This is a genomic window from Rhodopirellula halodulae (assembly GCF_020966775.1).
Classification (GTDB): domain Bacteria; phylum Planctomycetota; class Planctomycetia; order Pirellulales; family Pirellulaceae; genus Rhodopirellula; species Rhodopirellula halodulae.
The window spans coordinates 335,984-354,289 of sequence record NZ_JAJKFV010000011.1; the positions used below are offsets into that span (position 1 = coordinate 335,984).

General features: G+C 57.5%; 12 protein-coding genes and 1 tRNA gene. 7 read left to right on the forward strand and 6 right to left on the reverse strand.

Annotated features, from left to right (window positions below; all coding sequences use genetic code 11):
- The first annotated feature begins 63 nt into the window (after positions 1 to 63).
- Positions 64 to 3,783, forward strand: coding sequence for a preprotein translocase subunit SecA (locus tag LOC70_RS24475; RefSeq protein ID WP_315857236.1), 3,720 nt, complete (start codon positions 64 to 66; stop codon positions 3,781 to 3,783).
- A 192-nt stretch (positions 3,784 to 3,975) separates the two neighbouring features.
- A complete protein-coding gene (locus LOC70_RS09835; protein WP_230253430.1) occupies positions 3,976 to 5,289 on the forward strand; it encodes a 3-deoxy-D-manno-octulosonic acid transferase in 1,314 nt (437 codons plus the stop codon).
- Between the two features lie 136 nt (positions 5,290 to 5,425).
- Here the strand turns inward: LOC70_RS09835 and LOC70_RS09840 are convergent, their stop codons facing one another.
- The 3 genes from LOC70_RS09840 to LOC70_RS09850 are packed head-to-tail and all read right to left on the reverse strand — an operon-like array spanning position 5,426 to position 8,302.
- Positions 5,426 to 6,556, reverse strand: a complete 1,131-nt coding sequence (locus LOC70_RS09840) for a DNA polymerase III subunit (RefSeq protein WP_230253431.1) — start codon at positions 6,554 to 6,556, stop codon at positions 5,426 to 5,428.
- Between the two features lie 3 nt (positions 6,557 to 6,559).
- Positions 6,560 to 7,033: a ribose 5-phosphate isomerase B gene (gene rpiB, locus LOC70_RS09845; protein ID WP_230253432.1), complete on the reverse strand. Its 474-nt coding sequence runs from the start codon at positions 7,031 to 7,033 to the stop codon at positions 6,560 to 6,562.
- A gap of 3 nt (positions 7,034 to 7,036) precedes the next feature.
- A complete protein-coding gene (locus LOC70_RS09850; RefSeq protein ID WP_230253433.1) occupies positions 7,037 to 8,302 on the reverse strand; it encodes an arsenate reductase/protein-tyrosine-phosphatase family protein in 1,266 nt (421 codons plus the stop codon).
- Between the two features lie 197 nt (positions 8,303 to 8,499).
- Between LOC70_RS09850 and LOC70_RS09855 the strand changes: the two genes are divergently transcribed.
- A complete protein-coding gene (locus tag LOC70_RS09855; RefSeq protein ID WP_315857244.1) occupies positions 8,500 to 9,462 on the forward strand; it encodes an NHL repeat-containing protein in 963 nt (320 codons plus the stop codon).
- An 86-nt stretch (positions 9,463 to 9,548) separates the two neighbouring features.
- On the opposite strand, the gene LOC70_RS09860 is transcribed toward LOC70_RS09855, so the two are convergent.
- Positions 9,549 to 10,412 (reverse strand): SGNH/GDSL hydrolase family protein, encoded by an 864-nt coding sequence (locus LOC70_RS09860; RefSeq protein WP_230253435.1) that lies wholly within the window; start codon positions 10,410 to 10,412, stop codon positions 9,549 to 9,551.
- Positions 10,413 to 10,777: 365 nt separating this feature from the next.
- Here LOC70_RS09860 and LOC70_RS09865 point away from each other — a divergent pair, with 365 nt between their 5' ends.
- The 3 genes from LOC70_RS09865 to LOC70_RS09875 all read left to right on the forward strand — a co-directional run bounded on the left by LOC70_RS09865 (position 10,778) and on the right by LOC70_RS09875 (position 12,192).
- Positions 10,778 to 11,395, forward strand: a complete 618-nt coding sequence (locus LOC70_RS09865; protein WP_230253648.1) for a ClpP family protease — start codon at positions 10,778 to 10,780, stop codon at positions 11,393 to 11,395.
- Positions 11,396 to 11,453: 58 nt separating this feature from the next.
- A complete protein-coding gene (clpP, locus tag LOC70_RS09870) occupies positions 11,454 to 12,041 on the forward strand; it encodes an ATP-dependent Clp endopeptidase proteolytic subunit ClpP (RefSeq protein ID WP_230253436.1) in 588 nt (195 codons plus the stop codon).
- 76 nt (positions 12,042 to 12,117) lie between these two features.
- Positions 12,118 to 12,192, forward strand: a tRNA-Tyr gene (locus LOC70_RS09875).
- A gap of 93 nt (positions 12,193 to 12,285) precedes the next feature.
- On the opposite strand, the gene argH is transcribed toward LOC70_RS09875, so the two are convergent.
- Positions 12,286 to 13,668, reverse strand: coding sequence for an argininosuccinate lyase (argH, locus tag LOC70_RS09880; protein WP_230253437.1), 1,383 nt, complete (start codon positions 13,666 to 13,668; stop codon positions 12,286 to 12,288).
- A gap of 125 nt (positions 13,669 to 13,793) precedes the next feature.
- Between argH and LOC70_RS09885 the strand changes: the two genes are divergently transcribed.
- On the forward strand, positions 13,794 to 16,775 hold the full coding sequence (locus LOC70_RS09885) for a hypothetical protein (RefSeq protein ID WP_230253438.1): 2,982 nt from the start codon (positions 13,794 to 13,796) through the stop codon (positions 16,773 to 16,775).
- 71 nt (positions 16,776 to 16,846) lie between these two features.
- Here the strand turns inward: LOC70_RS09885 and LOC70_RS09890 are convergent, their stop codons facing one another.
- Complete coding sequence (locus LOC70_RS09890) at positions 16,847 to 18,196, reverse strand: outer membrane protein assembly factor BamB family protein (RefSeq protein WP_230253439.1); 1,350 nt, start codon at positions 18,194 to 18,196, stop codon at positions 16,847 to 16,849.
- Positions 18,197 to 18,306: the final 110 nt, after the last annotated feature.

Genomic DNA, 18,306 nt, shown 5'->3' on the forward strand with positions numbered 1-18,306 from the left:
AAGTTGGCATGGTTTACGTAAGCCGCACGCTTTCACCCCCCAATCGCACTGATTTGATCTTTTATGTCCATCCTGGAACGTCTTTGGGACCTCCTTGGCCTCGTCTTCGGTAGCACGTTTGAACGTGCCGGTAGCCTGGCCACCAGTGTGTTCGGGTCTGCCAACGCGAGGCAGGTTGCCAAATTGCAGGAAGCCGCCGATCGCATCGGCACGATGGAATCGAAGTACGCCGCGTTGTCAGACGAAGAGCTGCGCGAACAAACGTTCTTGTTCCGCAAACGACTTCGCGAAGGCGAAACGCTCGACGACATCATGGAAGAAGCGTTCGCGGTCTGTCGCGAAGGCGGCAAACGTTTCCTCGGCATGCGTCACTACGACGTTCAGTTGATTGGTGGCATGGTGCTGCACTCCGGCGCGATCGCGGAAATGGTCACCGGGGAAGGGAAAACTCTGGTTGCCACATTGCCCGCCTACCTGAACGCATTGGAAGCCAAAGGCGTTCACGTCATCACGGTCAACGATTACTTGGCACGTCGCGATATGGAGTGGATGGCACCGCTTTATATGAACTTGGGTTTGACCGTTGCCGCCATTCAATCGGGAATGTCGACCAGCGAAAAACAAGCCGCCTACCAGTGCGACATCACCTACGGAACCAACAACGAGTTCGGTTTCGATTACTTGCGTGACAACATGCGTCCCGCGGCCAAAGGCGACGATCGATTCCCCAGCGAGGTGCAGCAGTGCCAAGGCCCGTTGAACTACGCCATCATCGACGAAGTGGACAACATTCTGATCGATGAAGCTCGGACACCATTGATCATCAGCGGCCCCGCCGACTTGGATTTGGGACGCTATGGCGAAGCGGATCGCGTCGCACGACAACTTCGCAAAGAAGAACACTTCACCGTCGACGAGAAACAACACAACGTCACGCTCACCGACGAAGGCGTCCGCGCCGCAGAGGAATTGGCGGGAGTGGAAAGTTTCTACACCGCGGGCAACATGGAATGGCCGCACCTGATCGACAACGCTCTGAAAGCACATTACCTGTACAAGCTGGACGTGAACTACGTCATCAAAGACAAGCAAATTGTCATTGTTGATGAGTTCACGGGCCGATTGATGGAAGGCCGCCAATGGAGCGATGGTTTGCACCAAGCCGTGGAAGCCAAAGAAGGCGTGCCGATCAAACAGGAAACGCAAACCTTCGCCACGGCATCGCTGCAGAACATCTTCAAGATGTACAAGAAGCTCTCGGGGATGACCGGTACGGCAATGACCGAGGCCGATGAGTTCTGGAAGATCTACAAGCTCGATGTGGTCGCGATTCCGACTCACCGTGGCTTGCAGCGCATCGAACATCCCGACCTGATCTACCTAACCGAAAAAGACAAGTTTAACGCCATCGCCGACGATGTCGAACGAACCCACAAATGGGACGTCTTGGTGCTGAAAGACGGCAGTGAGACTTGGGGCAAAATCAAGTCCGAGAACGACTCGACGATCGAATTGCAAGGCAAGGGCGAAAAGCAAACCGAAAGCTTCAACCGTGACCAAGTGGTTTCGATCGAGCGTGCCGGACGGCCGGTCTTGGTCGGTACCGTCAGCATCGAAAAGAGCGAACGGTTGTCGGCGTTGCTCGAACGACGCGGCATCAAACACGACGTTCTGAACGCGAAACAGCACGGCCGTGAAGCGGACATCGTTTCACAAGCGGGTCGCATCGGGGCGGTCACCATCGCGACCAATATGGCGGGTCGTGGTACCGACATCATCCTGGGTGGTAACCCGGAAACGCTGGCGTGGGCCCAACTGCAACACAAATACCCCACGCGTCTGGAAGTGCCGGACGACGAATGGAAAGCACTCGTCGATGAGATCGACGAACGCGAAAACATGAGTGCCGAAGGCAAGATCGTTCGTGAGATCGGCGGTCTGTACGTGCTCGGTACTGAGCGTCACGAATCGCGCCGGATCGACTTGCAGCTTCGCGGTCGTTGCGGTCGTCAAGGCGACCCCGGTGGCAGCCGATTCTTCCTGTCGTTGGAAGACGACTTGATGCGAATCTTTGCTGGCGACTTCGTCAAAAGCATGATGGAACGCATGGGCATGAAAGAAGGCGAAGCCATCGAATCTTCGCTGGTCACCCGACGCATCGCCGCGGCTCAAAAGAAAGTTGAAGAACGCAACTTTGAAATTCGAAAGAGCTTGCTCGAATACGACGAAGTGATGGACGAGCAACGCAAACGCGTTTATCGCTATCGCCAAAACTTGTTGGACGGACACAGCTCACGCGAAATGTTGCTGTCTTTGATCCACAACGAAATCCAATCGCACGTGGAAACGTTCCTGGAACCCAACTACGGCGTCGAAACGTTCTCCACGTTTGCCGGTGGGAAGCTGGGTTGCCAATTGGACGCTCGCGATTTCCAGAACATGGATTTCGAAATGGCCAACACTTACGCCAAGGATCAAGCCGAACGTGCGGCCGAAGTCACCGTTGCCGAAGCCGTGGAGGAGAACCTTCCCGAGGCAATGGAAGAGGAGTGGAACTGGAAGGCCATGGCGACTTGGGCGAACACTCGCCTGAGCACCAACTACCAAGACCACCAACTGAAGAACAAAGACCGTGATGAGATGATCGATGAATTGATCTCACACGCTCACCAACAAATCGAAGACACGGATCTGACCGAAGGCGAACCGCTGCTCGAATCCGACTACGGCCTGCGAGTGCTGTGTGCTTGGATGCGACACAAGTTCGGAATCGAAACGACACCGGAAGAGTTCCGCGAAGTCGAGGATCGCCGCAAGGTCACCGAAGAGCTCAACCAACGTGCTGAAGCGGCCTACTCCGAGAAGGAAGCCGAGTACCCAGTCCTCACCGGGATTTCTCGCTTCACAGAAAAACAGGGTGCCCAAGTTTCACTGGACCGCGAAGGTTTGGTGTCCTGGGTTCGCGGACGATTCGATCACGAGCTGAGCATCGATGAAGTCAAGCTAAATCGCGACGATTTGAAGACGCAACTGATTCAGTACAGCAAGCAAACGGCGGGAGCGTCTGGCGAAGTCCAGGCAAAGGCCAACGAAAAGGTCGCGGACCTATTCGGCAAGGCCGACGACGACGTGACCGCATCGCTCGCCAGCGGGCAGACCGGGAAGCTAGAGGCCCTGGCAACTTGGTTGCAGGAAGAACTGGGTCACCGCAGCACGACCGAAGATTTGTCGCGGATGAATCGCCAAGAATTGACGTTGGCGGTCAACGGTGCCGTGGATGACAAGTTCCACCCCGAAATGCGACGCATGGAACGCCAGATCCTACTGAACATCGTCGACGATTCGTGGAAGAACCACTTGTTGACGATGGACCATTTGCGAAGCAGTGTCGGGCTGAAGGGCTACGCTCAGATGGACCCAAAAGTCGAATACAAACGCGAAGGCATGCGTTTGTTTGAATCGATGTGGGATTCAATCGGCGAGCGAGTGACCGACCTGATCTTCCGCATGGAGTCTTTTAACGACGACTTCATTCGAAGCACCTGGGTGGATGCCCGTCCACGGCATGACGACGCTCACGAAGCGGGACGCATCGCGGCTCAGAAGGCAGCTCAAATGGAGTCCAACACCGCCGCACAACGTGCCGCCGCTGCCAGCGAAACGCAAACCGAAGGCAGCGTGGACACCATTCGCGCGGAAGAACCACGCATTGGACGAAACTCCCCCTGCCCGTGCGGTAGTGGCAAGAAGTACAAGAACTGTTGCATGCGTCGCGAAGGCTAGTGCCACACTCTCCGCCCAGCACAACGGTAGGTCCGGTTCCACCGGACAACACCACGTAGGTCCGGTTCCACCGGACAAACCCAACGCAACTCGGTTCCACCGGCCCCGGAAAAACCATCCCGCAGCTTTCGCAAGGGAACCACCTGGTTCCCTCGTCGCACCACAAGGCCCGCATCGCCAAGGAAGGCAACCATGTGGCTCAATCTCGCTTATCTCTTCGCATTGACCGCTGTCTCACCCGTGGTCGTTTACCGGATGCTGCGGCACGGTCGCTATCGACGCGGCATCGGCGAAAAACTGTTCGGCATTTCCGCTGATCGAGGCAACCAATTGCGCGGCGGATCGAATGGCGTGCTTTGGTTGCATGCCGTCAGTGTCGGTGAAGTCAATCTGCTTCCGGAATTAGTCCGCCGATTGCAAAAACGATCACCGCAATCCGCCATTGCAATCAGCTCGTCAACGGACACGGGGTATGACTTGGCTTGCAAGCATTTTGGAACCGAACGAGTCTTCTTCTGTCCCTTGGATTTCAGCTGGGCCGTTCATCGCACGCTGAAACACTTGGGTTGCCAACAATTGGTGCTGGCCGAATTGGAATTGTGGCCCAACTTGATCCACGCCGCTGAATCGCACGGATGTCGAGTCGCCGTGATCAACGGACGACTCAGCGAGACCAGCGCGTCGCGTTACCAACAGTTTTCACGTTGGCTGCGGCCGACGTTTGAACGATTGAACCAAGTTGGTTGCCAAGACACCGCCGCGGCGGAGCGTTTTGTCGCCTGTGGCGTGAATGAGAAAAACGTGGTGGTCACAGGATCCCTGAAGTTTGACAACGCCCCCACGACGCGAGACACGTCCGAGGTCAACGAGCGAATCAATTGGGCCGGCGTCGATCCGTGGCATCGCGTGTGGTGCTTTGGCAGCACGCAGTCCGGTGAGGAGAGCATGGGACTCCGCGTTTACCAACAACTTCGCGAGCGTCATCCTGACCTGAGGTTGATCCTGGTCCCACGTCACAAGGAACGATTCGACGAGGTGGCGTCGCAAATCCAAGACGCCGGCCTGAAGCCGGTGCGTCGCAGTCGAAACGAGAGCCAATACGCGGACCAATGGGATTCCGACGAAGTCATCCTGATCGACACCATCGGCGAACTTCGTCATTGGTGGGGCGTTTGCCACATCGCCACCGTTGGCGGCAGCTTTGGTGACCGAGGAGGTCAAAACATGCTCGAGCCCGCTGGCTACGGGTGTGCTGTGTCGTTCGGCCCCAACACCAAGAACTTCGACACCATAGCCAAGCAGTTGCTCGCGGCTGAGGGTGCTGTTCGGGTGGCCGACGAGTTGGAGCTGACGCAATTCGTCACGAAATGCGTGACCGATGTCGCTTCGGCGGACGCTCTGGGACAGGCCGCGGCGAAGTTGGTTCAACAACATCGTGGGGCGTACAACGAAACCCTGCAGATGCTTCGCGGGGAGGATCTTCGCAGCGTGGTACGAGCTGCCTGAGGTGCCCGTCCGGTGGAACCGGACCTACAACAACCCGTCCGGTGGAACCGGACATACAGTGGATCGTCCGGTGGAACCGGACCTACGTGGTGAGTTGGTGGAACTGGAGGGAGGCTGGATTAAGCGAGCACTCTTGCTAGCCGATGGCTCCGCGATCACCGGTGGTGGCCAGCGTTAGATCGGCGGCGTAGCAATCGACAAGCGTCCCCAGGTTCGCACTTCGATCAATTTCTCGAAATGTTCGCAGCGTGCGGTCCAAACGACGATGCGTGGCGGGATCGTACTCGCCGGACTTGGCATCGTTCCGCAATTGCCTGCGGTAGTGCTGCACGGCAATGGAAAAAACATCTCGCAGTGCGGCACGTCGCTTAGGAACGTCCTTGCTAATCGAATCCAGATGCCCATTGATCAATCGAGCGATCGCGACGGGATCGGGGACGGGAGCGTCCAATTGGTTCCACAACGCTTCGCGAATTTTGTCACCGCCACCGCGAACCAGACGGATCGCAACGTGCATGTCGCCGGCGGACAATTCGATTGCCGCGTCCAATGCCTCGTCCGATACCGAGTCAACCTGCAACTCGTCGTCTTCCGTTGCCGACCACTGCAACTGTTTGCGAAGCAGTTGGCGGCCATGTTCCCCGGTGGGTGATTGGAACCTCAGGACTTGGCAACGCGAACGAATGGTCGGCAGTTGTCGTTGCTCGCTGCTACCAATCAAGATGATCAACGCGTTGGCGGGTGGCTCTTCCAACGTCTTCAGCAAACAGTTGGCACCTTCTTCGTTCAAAAAGTCCGCGTCATGAAGAATCGCGACTTTACGTTTCGCCTGCATCGGTCTCAGGTGCACGTCGTGGCAAAAACCTTCTTGCAAACGCGCGTCCACCGGGCCAATCAACAACTCCAACGGGATCAGAGTTTTGTCGTCGGGCTTGCTGACTTGAATGAAATCAGGATGTGTTCCGGCACGGACCTGAACGCACGCGGGGCAGGTATTGCACGGTGCCATCTGTTCCGGCGAACTGCGTTCACACAGCAAGGTTTGCGTCAGCAAGACCGCGGCGGATGTTTTGCCCACGCCACTGGGTCCCACAAACAGCAGGCTTCCACCCAAGCGACCTTGCTGGATTGCAGCGGACAGTCCAGCGATCAATCGGTCATGACCGATCAAGTCCGACCAAGCATCCAGCGGAGGCGCATCGATCGCGATGGCACGCGTTGTCTTGGCGGCTTTTGATCCGGAACCCGAAGCTTTCTTGGCGGCCACCGATCAGCCGTCGAGGTTGGAGTTGGAGGTTTCGCTACCGTCCAAAGCGGTGATCTTGTCGATGCGTTGCGCGTGACGGCCGCATTCAAACTCCGTCCGCAGCCACATCAACACCAACTCATCGATGGGACGTTCGCCGATCAAATCACCGGGCAAGCACAGCACGTTGACATCGTTGTGACGCCGCGACATTTCGACGATGACTTCGTCGTAACAGGACGCCGCCCGAACACCGTGGAATTTGTTGGCGACAATGGCCATCCCGATTCCGGTACCGCAAATCAAAATCCCGCGGTCCAGCTTGCCGTCTTGAATCTGCTTGGCAACTCGGATCGCGAAGTCCGGGTAGTCCACCGGGTCGGTGGAATCCGTTCCTTCGTCACACACTTCAAAGCCTTCTCGTTGGAGCGTTTGCACCAACCGTGCTTTGATATGCACGCCGCGATGGTCGCTAGCTAAGCCTACTTTGATCGTCATGCCTTACTCCGAACCAACATTATGTGGCATTGGTTCGTCATCCGGGCCTTCGTCGGGACCATCAGACGGAAAAAAATCGGCGGGAAGTTGGCCCAGCCAACCTTCCAGTTCACCCACGATTTGATCCGCACATTGTTCGTAAACATCGACGGGCATGCCCACGGGATCGCTGATATCGCCCCCGTCACGTCGCAGGGTGAACACGCGTTCGGCACGATCCGGCCACGCCGCGACGATTGCTTCGCGGTGGCGGCGGGTCATGGTCAAAACCAAATCCGCCATCGACATCAAGGATTCTTCCAAGGGCTGGCTGGCGTGTCCCGTCAAATCCAACCCGCGTTTGCCCATCACTTGGACCGCCTGAGGACTGGCACCGCTGCCATGTCCCGCGGCAACGCCCGCCGAAACCACTCGGGCCACGTCTTCGCGACCAAACTTGCGACGCAACGCTTCGCGGAGCAGGGTTTCGGCCATGGGGCTGCGACAGGTGTTGCCGGTGCAGACGAGTGCGATGACTGGTTTGACGAATTGATTCATAGCAGCTTGTTGGATGACTCCCGTTCGCTCGACGTGCCACTGATTGCCCGTCACGCGGACCACCGTTCCCTCATCACCATAACGACTGATGCCGTCGTCGAGCAGCAGTGGCAGCGTTTCCCCCGTTCCTTCCGCCAAAGCAGACTGAAGTTTTTCCGCCGTATTGGGGGGCGATTGGTCCGGACGCCCGATTTCGGCCCAAACCAACGGTGCGGATAAATAGCGATGGATGTGGCTCAGCAACCGATGTTCGGACACCCGAAAGGCGACCGCACCACCGCCCGATGCGGATTCGCAACCGGCACCGACTCGAAGCACATTCGCGACGATTTCAGGCAAACAACTCGTCGCGGAAACGGCATCATCGCATTGAGCGATCAACGTCAGCGGACCGGGAAAGCAGCGTTCCGACAACCGTCGAGCCAGCGGGGTCATCGGCATCAAGAAATCTCCCACCGCGTCACCACTGCGGACGGACAAAGCAATCGCCCCGGATTCTTGAGCTGGTGCAACGATCGTCGCCTCGTCATCTGCGTCGCCGTCGACTTTCCAATCGCGGCATGCGGCGGTCCACTTGGCCAATCGGCGCACGGCCGCCGGACAGAGAGAACTGGCCACCAAACCATAGACTGTCTCGCTGGGCACACCGATGACTTGGCCCTCGACCAGCGCTTGCACGCTGCGATGCACGATGTCACGCGGGTCGTCAGTGGTTTGCAGGTCGTAAATCATGAGCTGTGCAAGAAGAGTTCTGCATCCGCGAATGCGATGGACTGTTATGCTAGCGATTTGGGGTCGTGGATGGCAGCCTGCCAGATTGGTGGCAGGTTCGAACGCTCCGCCATCCTGCTACCCACCACGCTTCCGATTCTCGTTTCCATCCCGAGCCACCGCCCTTGGACGAAACATCCGATCGACGAGACACCTGGATGCCGCTGGATCGTCGTGATGCGATCCGGCGAATGTTGCTGGGTGCTGCCGGGGCGTTGGCAATGTCCCCGCTTTCAGGGTGCGTCGCGTCCGCGATGGGCGGAACCCCGGACCTCGTTTGGGGCCGACGTGGGCTGTCCGATGGTCGATTTCTGAAACCGCGTGCGATGGCGATCGATCCGGAGGACCAACTCTACATCGTCGACACGACCGGCCGGATCCAAGTTTTTGATGCTGATGGACAACATTTACGAACCTGGAAGACGCCCGAAACCGCAAACGGGCGGCCTACTGGGATGATCTTTGACGGCCAGCGCAAACGCTTGCTGGTGGCCGACACTCATTACTACCGAATGCTGGCGTTCACCGCAGAAGGCGAGATCGTTCCCGAAGAACAAATTGGCGGAACCTCGGGCGATGGCCCCGGCGAATTTGCCTTTGTCACCGACATCGCGATCGATGCGAGTGGTTGCCGCTACATCGGAGAGTATGGAGCTTCCGACCGGATTCAGCGTTTCGCCCCCGATGGCCAATTCATGACGCAGTGGGGCGGAACGGGCCGCGAAATCCAACGCTTTGTTCGTCCACAAAGCTTGATGGTCGACGGTGATACGCTCTGGATCGCGGACGCCTGCAATCATCGTGTGCAACGATACGACATCTCCCAAACCGAACCGAAATGGATCGGATCCTGGGGCCATGAAGGCAAACAGCTTGGCGAATTCTACTATCCCTACGGCATTGACATCGACGAGGACGGCACCGTGCTGGTTTGCGAATACGGCAACCAACGCGTTCAACGCCTGACCCCCGATGGCGATCCGATCGCGTCATGGGGCGCGCCCGGCCACGGACCGGGTCAGCTCTACCAACCATGGGGTTTGGTCATCGACTCCAAACGCCGCGTGCACGTGCTGGACAGCAACAACCATCGTGTTCAGCGGTTTTATCTACCCGGGTGATTGGACCGTCTCGATCCAACAGGCGGCACTCGAAATCGATGCACTCAATCGACGGCCCGTGCGGAACGACCAATATCGGTGGTCGCTCAGTCGTGGGCTTGCTCACGAAAAACGTCAGTCAATCGCTGGCGGATCAATCCGCCCCAAAGGTCATACCCGGCTTCGTTCAAATGCAATTGATCCTCGACAAACAAGTCTTCACGAGGCTGATTTTCGTGCGTCAAAAACGTTTCGGCGGTGGCCACAAAGTGGACATTGGGTTCGGTGAAGCAAACCTCACGCAACATCGCGTTGAGCTGGCGAATCTTCGGCCAAGCGTCATAGCGAGACCGCGTGGGAGTCACCTCCACGAGCAACACCGGTGCGTCCGGACGATGTTCTCGCGAGATGCGGACGACGTGGCGAACCAAGGGTTCGACTTGCTCCGGCGTGAAATCCGTTTCGCGGCCTGAGATGTCATTGCCAACGAAAATCACCACGCCGCGATAGTCGTGGGGGGTGATCAATCGCTGGGCGAAAACCGCCAAGTCGGAATACTTTGCACCACCGTAGCCGCGTGGAATCACACGAAATGGCGAAAGGTCCTCCGCCGCCGAGTCCCAACGCCGAATGCTGCTGCTGCCGATCAGTAGGATGCCATCGGCGGGATCATCGGTCTGCTCATCGAGCGTTTCATATTTGCGAATCTCCTTTTCCCAGCGTTTGGTGGCGGCTTCCACGTAGGGTGCCAAGACATCACTGGAGGTTGGCTGTGTGACTGACAGCTCTGTATTCGCGGATTCCTTCTCAGCGATGTCACCGCCAGCAATGTCATTGCCAGCCCGGTCCTGAGCCATCGCGGAACAGACCGCACATAACATCAAACCGACTGCCAACGTTTGACGGAAAACGCGTGCGAGCAGGAAACGGTCGGCACCCATTTCGGTGCGAGAGAGATTCAAGGAGGGCATCTTGGCGGGGTTGCTGGGTGGGAAGAATGCAAGGCGGGGAGGGCGAAAAGTTAAGATGCGTAGTTTAGCAGGTTTTGCATCGAGTTTCGCACGCGCCGTGCATGCACGTCACCGCTTGCCGAGACCAAACATTTGCGACGCGGGTCGATAATTTGCTACGGAAGAGCACCGACGAACACCTTCGCCGGTCAACCCGTCTTGTCACCTGGTGTTCAATCGCGAACACTGAACCTTCTTGTCCCGAATGGGCCATTTGTTCATGACGGCAACCCTGTTTTCCACGCCAAAGGCTACCACGAATGTCCGATCCGTTTGGTTCCCCGTTTCCGTCCCTGCATGATCAGAACCTAAACGCGCAACACGCCATGGCTTCGGATCATCTTCGCGCCAGCGCGGCTTCTTATCAAAGCTATCAACGCCAACGTCAGATGACGCTGGGCGATTTGCTGCTTGAAAACCGAATCGTGTTCATGCAAGGCGAGATTCACTACGCCAATGCAAACGAAATCGTGATGAAGCTGTTGTATCTTCAGAGCGAAAACCGTCGCAAAGACATCCACCTTTACATCAATTCGCCCGGCGGCAGCGTCACCGCCACCTTGGCGATCTATGACACCATGCAAATGCTGTCTTGCCCAGTCGCGACCTACTGCGTTGGGGAAGCTTGCAGCGGAGCCGCCGTGTTGTTGATCGGTGGTGCCAAAGGCAAACGCTTCTGCCTGCCCAACAGCCGCGTGATGATGCACCAACCTTTGGGCGGTGTATCTGGACAAGTCAGCGACATCGAAATCCAAGCCGCGGAAATGTTCCGTTACCGCGACAAGCTGAACGAGATCATCGCTAGCCACTGCGATAAATCAGTGGAACAAATCGCGAAAGACACCGATCGCGACTTCTTCTTGGACGCACAACAAGCCAAAGAGTACGGGCTCGTTGACGACATCTTGCTGGGAACTCCCGCAGGCGAAAACGAAGAGGACTGATTCGGTCCCACTTCGGCATTCTCTTTCATCAACGAACTCAACCCATTAGGACATCATCATGCCCGTTATCCCTTACGTGGTCGAAAGCAACGGCCGCGAAGAACGCACCTACGACATCTACAGCCGGTTGCTCAAGGACCGCATCATTTTCTTGGGCCAGCAGGTCGACGACCAAATCAGCAACGCGTTGGTCGCTCAGATGTTGTTTTTGCAAGCGGATGATCCCAAGAAGGACATCCACATGTACATCAACTCACCCGGCGGAAGCATCACCGCAGGCATGGCAATCTACGACACGATGCAGTTCGTTTCGTGCGATGTGGCCACCTACTGCATCGGACAAGCCGCCTCGATGGGCGCCGTGCTGTTGACCGCCGGTGCCAAAGGCAAACGCTTTGCACTGCCCAACGCCCGGATCATGATTCACCAACCGCTGGCCGGCATGCAGGGAACCGCTCGCGAAGTGGAAATTCATGTGGCGGAACTGCGTCGTATCAAGCAACGCATGAACGAAATCATGATCGAGCACACCGGTCACTCGCTCGAGAAGATCGAAGAAGACACCGATCGCGACCGTTTCATGTCGGCTGATGAAGCACGTGAATACGGATTGATTGACAAGGTTGTCAAAAGCATCGACGACTGATCAACGATGATGTAAGGCGGGGCCGAATCCCTCGGCCCCGTCTTCGCATCGGTCGTCCAAGACAGGATGTCTCGCCGCCCCCTTCGTCTAGCGGCCCAGGACATCGGCCCATATCAGGCCGGAAACGCTCGTTCGAATCGGGCAGGGGGTATTCTTGCGATTCTCGCTTCCAGACGCGTTCAGCACGTCGAGATCAATTCCAAAGTGCTGCCCTCGCGAGCCTCGGCCGACAGCGACTCGAGACTCACGCCTTCTCCAAACGCGATGTCCACTGCTGGATCTGCTCGCGAACTCGATCCGGTGCGGTCGAACCTTCGCTGCGGAACGCGGCGATCGCATTGGCGGTCCCCAACACTTCGTAAACCGATTCGTCGATCTGATCGCTGAGGGATCGATACGTTTCGATCGGCAAGTCGGACAACGCGACGCCGGTCTTCATGGCTTCTTGCACGATGGCACCAACCAAGTGATGAGCGGTCCGCTGCGGCATGCCTCGAGCGATCATCCATTCCATCAACGTGGTCGCGTCGAGATAACCCTTTTCGATGCGTGCCGAGATCGATTCACGCTTCAGCTCCGCGCCGCGAACAATCGGTGCGGCCAACTCCAGCATCGCTCGCGTGGTGTCAAACGCGTCGAACAATGGCGGCTTGTCTTCTTGCAAATCACGGTTGTAGGCCAGCGGCAGGTTTTTGATCAGCAACATGAGTGTTTGCAGTGCACCCATCACCCGAGCCGACTTGCCGCGAGTCAACTCCAACGTGTCCGGATTGACCTTTTGTGGCATGATGCTGCTGCCGGTGCAGAAAGCTTGCGGGATTTGAATGAAGTCGTACTCGACGGTGCTCCACAAAATCCACTCTTCCGCCCAACCGCTCAGGTGAGAGGCGATCATCGACATCACAAACGTCGATTCCACCACAAAATCGCGGTCGCTGCTGGTGTCCAAACTATTCGCGGTGATGCCATCAAAATCGAGCGCCGCGGCGGTGTGTCGGCGATCAATCGGCAACGTTGTTCCCGCGACCGCAGCGATCCCCAGCGACGATTGATTCACCCGTCGACGACAATCCGCGATGCGTTGACGATCCCGTTCGAACTTTTCGATATAAGCCAACCAATAGTGCGAGGCGAGCACCGGTTGTGCCCGCTGCAGGTGCGTGTAGGCGGGTAGCACGATGTCAAAGTCATTTTCACATCGCGAAAGAAAAGCGGCTTGCAGATCGACCAGCAACGCATCAATTTCATCGAGGGATTGCCGGATCCACATCCGGGTGTCCGTGCTGACTTGGTCGTTCCGACTGCGCGCCGTATGCAGCTTTCGTCCGGTGTCGCCAATGCGATCAATCAAAGCTTGTTCAACATGCATGTGGATGTCTTCCAGCTCGAACCGCATCGGCAACTCGCCTCGGTCCAGCTCGCCTCGGATGACCTCCAAAGTGTCCTTGATGAGTTTGAATTCCTCTTCCGTCAACAAACCAACTTCTCGCAGCATGTCCGCGTGAGCGATCGATCCGCGAATGTCGTGTTCGTACAACCGCGAGTCGAAACTGATGCTTTCGGCGTAGGCTTCCAGCCGGCTATCGGTTTCAGCTTGGAAGACACCACTTCGAGACGGACTGGCCACGGTTGACTTTCTGGGTGAGAGGTTTCGAATGTTCAAGATTCAGTGCCTGCAACGCGGGCACAAATAGAATGTCGCAAGACACGGCTGGTGAAAACCACGCTGCCGATCCCCACGAGACTCTGATCATGCCTTCCACGTCGGAACAATCCACCCCCGTTGGCTTTTTGTTGCCCACGATTCTCACCGCAGCAGCCAGAGCGATCTCGGTGCTCACGCTGGCCAAACTGGGGGTTCTGTTGGGCGTTTGGTGCGGGTTGGGTGCGGGCCTCAACCAGTCGTTTGCTCAATTTCCGTTTCCCATCGCTCCGGTCCAGCCGCCCCCGATCGCTCCCGTTCCATTTGGTGCTCCAGCCTCGCCACAACCGGGCGGCCCACCACAACCAGGCACCCCAACGATCGGTGTGGACGTTCGCGTCCAAGCGGTCGCGGGCACCCCGTACGGCGTGGCGGTCATCGAAATGCCACTGACCAATCCGGTGGTTGGCCCCGGGCCCGGTCCGCTGACCATCGATGGCGAAGCAGCTCCGGCGAGCACACGCATTTTGTATCCCGTCAGCAATGACGTGCGAGTGACCACCGGCCGACCGCCATCAGAACAGCCCGTGCCCCGCATCGGCCGCGGACGGTTGCTGAACCGCATGGGCAACCTGATTCGCGAATTGGCATCGGGCGACGAAGCCACCGAACAAACGGTCGGCCGACGTGTCATGTTTTTGTTCACCGGCGACCAACCATTTTCCGTTCCTGTTCGAGACCACTTGGGCACGTTGACGATGGTCGATGTCCGCCCCGTTTCCGATCCGGCGTTGGCGGCATCCATGCAAACCGCTTGGTGGGAAGAAACCACCGCCGTCGCGAAAGCTCAGATCGACGCGACTGATACACCTCCATGGATTCCGACCTACATGATTGCCATGTTGTCGGGCCGACTGAACTTGCCACTGCCCGCTTGGTTTGGCCGCGGGAAAGAATCCGAGACCAAGGATCCTTTGTTGAACACGCTGGAATGGATCGGCGGAGCAGCGGGCGTGGCCAATGAAGTCTTCGCCAGTGCGGCAGCAGGTGGGTCACTGCAAGGCACCTTGGACGATCCTTCTCCCACCCAAGTCGCCGCGTTACCGCTACCGCAAGCCCCCGCATGGCAAGTGCCAATGACACCGGCGTTGGAAGAGCCGCCCGCGATGGAAACCATCGCCAGCTTCGTGCCACCGGAGTGCTTTTATTTGCGGTACGGATCCTTCGAAAATTACCTGTGGTTCCGCGATCTCACGCAGGAATACGGCGGCGACATTTCGCGAATGATCACGCTCAGCGGTGTCAGCAACGAATCGGCGCAGCGATTGGAAGAACAACTCGGCGTGCAAACCAATGCAATGAGTCGCTTGCTCGGGCCCAGCGTCATCGAAGACCAAGCTTTGATTGGTCGAGACATGTACCTGGATGACGGAGCCTCGATCGGTGTGCTGTTTCATTCGAAGAATTTGTTTCTTCTGCGAAGCAGCCTGAACAATGACCGCAGCAAACTGGCAAACTCCGATGACTCACTGACGCTCAAGACAATCGATTTGCCACATGGAACCGCGACCGTGATGCGTAGCAGCGATAACCGGGTGCGTTCCTTCATGGTGGAAGCCGACCCGTGCATTTTGGTGACCAACAGCCAAACGGTTGCGGATCGTTTCTTAGAAGTCGCTCAAACGGGGCAGTCACTGGCCGCCACCAATGACTTTCAACTGGCGCGTTCTTACATGCCACTGGAACGCAACGACACCATTTTCGCGTACTTCTCCGCCGAGATGCTGCAGGGCTTGCTAGACCCAGCTTACCTGATTGAACTTCGACGTCGCATGCAGGCGGAAGCGGACATTGCGCTAGTGCGTTTGGCTCGCATGGCCGCCCAATCACACGCGACACAGGATCGACCCGCCGTTCGCGAAATTGACGCTTTGATTGAAAACGGTTTTCTGCCTGAGAACTTTGGCGATCGGGCCGACGGCACCGGGGTGGTCGCCTTCGCCAACCAATTGGTCGACACGCGGCGAGGAGCCCGCGGCACGTTTCTGCCGATCGCGGACAATCCAGTCGAACGCGTGACCGCCAGCGAAGCACGTTGGTACGGTCAGATCGCATCGGCTTATGACGATCAGTTCAGCTCACTGGACCCAATCGTGATTGGCATTCAACGCGAATCGTTCCCGATTGATCCGAACGGACCGAGTAACGGCGAACGAAGAGAACGACTAACGATCCATGCCGAGATTGCTCCGTGGCAACCTGAAAACTACGGAAGCTGGGCCAAGCAATTGGGGCCGCCCACTCAAGTCGCGATGGAGTTTGCGCCGGATGACGTGGTTGCCCTGCAAGCTCACGTGGCATCGGAAACCCTTGGGCCGCCAACACACCTTTTCGCCGCCATCAAGGACTCGACGCCACCAGAACCCGAATCCATCGATGGTTTGCTGAGCAAGTATCGAGCACTGAAAACACTACCGGGATACCTTGGTGCGTGGCCTCAACCCGGGGCTCTGGATCGCTTGCCGCTGGGGCTTGGCCGAGGCCAGCCGGTTGGTCCTGGAATGACTCGTTTGATTGGCGGTCTCTATCGCTACACCGGTGGCGGATTCAGTGTGCTGTCGTTTCAACCGGAAGTGTTGGACACATCCCTTCCGCACCTGTCGGCCAACGAGGTGGACGATCCGGCTCAGGTGCGTGGCCGCATCGACAACCTCAACGGCACTCAGCTGGAAGGCTGGGTGAATCAACAACTCTACGAACGAGCGGCCGCCGCCAGCCGGGCCGGAGCCGATTTTCTCAATTCGTTGATGTCACAGCTTGGCGTTCCCGTCGACGATGTCATCGATGAAGCCGAATTGGTGCTAGGCGGGCGGCCGCAGTGCCCACTCGGCGGCGAGTATCAATTCGATCCGAACCGCCGTCGATTCATCAGCACCGCTTGGTCATCGGACCAATTGGGACCGTCTCCTTACGCTCCCAACGGCTACCAAACTCCACTGCTGACATGGTTCCGCGGTGCGGAGTTCCGATTGACTCAGTACACCAACCGATTGATTGCGGACGCCACGATCGAGATTGCCCGCGCTCAGTAGTTCCCGGCGTCTGCAGTCATGACATTCGCTCACGTGATGCGCCACTCGGAGTCAACCGACTCGGGTGAACATCACTTGGTGTTCAAACAGCAAAGCTGGTCGTTGATTCGCAGGAACAAACGACCATCGGCATAGGCGGGCGTGGCTCCGACGGGGCCGCCCAAGTCAAACTTGCTGATCGATCCCGGCTGATCGCTAGCGGACATCACGTACGCGGTCCCATCCAGCGAGATTGCCAACAACTGATCGCCAACAATGATCGGCGAAGCACCGAAGTTTCCGCCCAAACGCTTGCTCCAAACATTGCTTCCATCTTCCCAGCGGACGCAGGACGCGATCCCATTGTCGGAAATCAAAAACATCCAAGGACCTTTGACGGCTGGGGTGGGGACGTAGGGAGCCGCTTTATCAATTCGGAACACCTCCACCGGCTTTTGCGAATCATCCTGTGGGATTCGGACCGCAGACAAGTAGTTGCCTCCTCCGCCACTGCCGCAGGTTCCAAAGGCCAAATCACCGATGACCAACGGGCAACTGCAGCACCGTTTGTTGAAGACATTCAATGACCACTTCAGTTTTCCAGTATCTGGATCCAATCCAAAGATCCCGTTACCGGTGCTGGCACCAATCAAGTAGCGTCCATCCGTGGTGGGAACACCATAGGAAGGGCGCGTGGAGGTCAGTGGTGACTCCCAGATGGTTGCTCCCGTCGATGGATCAAACGCCAACATGAAACTTTTGCCCGGCGTCTGCCAAGCTTCCAGGCTCTTGGATTGCTGGTCGTTGAACAACAACAGTTTGGAATCGATCACCACGGGGCTTGCGCCAAAACCATGCACACCCGACCAAGGGCCCAGATTTCGGGACCAAATCAGCTCGCCGTTCAGATCGTAAGTGAGCAACTCCGCATGGTTGGCGTCCGCGTAGGCAAAATGGACTCGCCCTTCATGGACCGCCGGAGTGCTCGAAGCAGCGGTGTTGCGACTGTGCCGGTGACGCTCGACGAAGGGATGCGAACGCTTCCAGAGCAACTCACCCGTCTTGGCATCGAGACTCAGCAAATTCAGCGACATCGATTCGGTGTCTTGCTCCGCCGACGTGCTGAGCAAAAACACTTTTCCATCGGCCACCACGGGTGACCCGACATGACGGGCGTTTAAGTCAGCCGTCCATGCATAGTCAGCCTCGGTCCATTCGGACGGCAGCGTGCCCGCACCGGCGTCACCGTGCGATGCCTCGCCGTGAAAACGACTCCAAGAATCTGCCACATTTCGCGGCGAAGACTCCTCGGCCAGCAAGGTTGCCGGAGCGGCCAGGGTGAGTCCCGCGCAGACAGCGAATCCTCGACAGAGGGAGGGCAAACCGAAGCGTTCGGAGACTCGCTGGACTGATTTCAGACGCATATTGACGGTGGTGGGCATATTTTCAGGTGAGAGAAAGGGGATTGCCGCGTCGGGTTATGACGACTTTGCGGGAGGTGGGAGGTGGAGTCGTGAAGACGCTGTGATTGTAAGTCAAAACCACTTGCCCG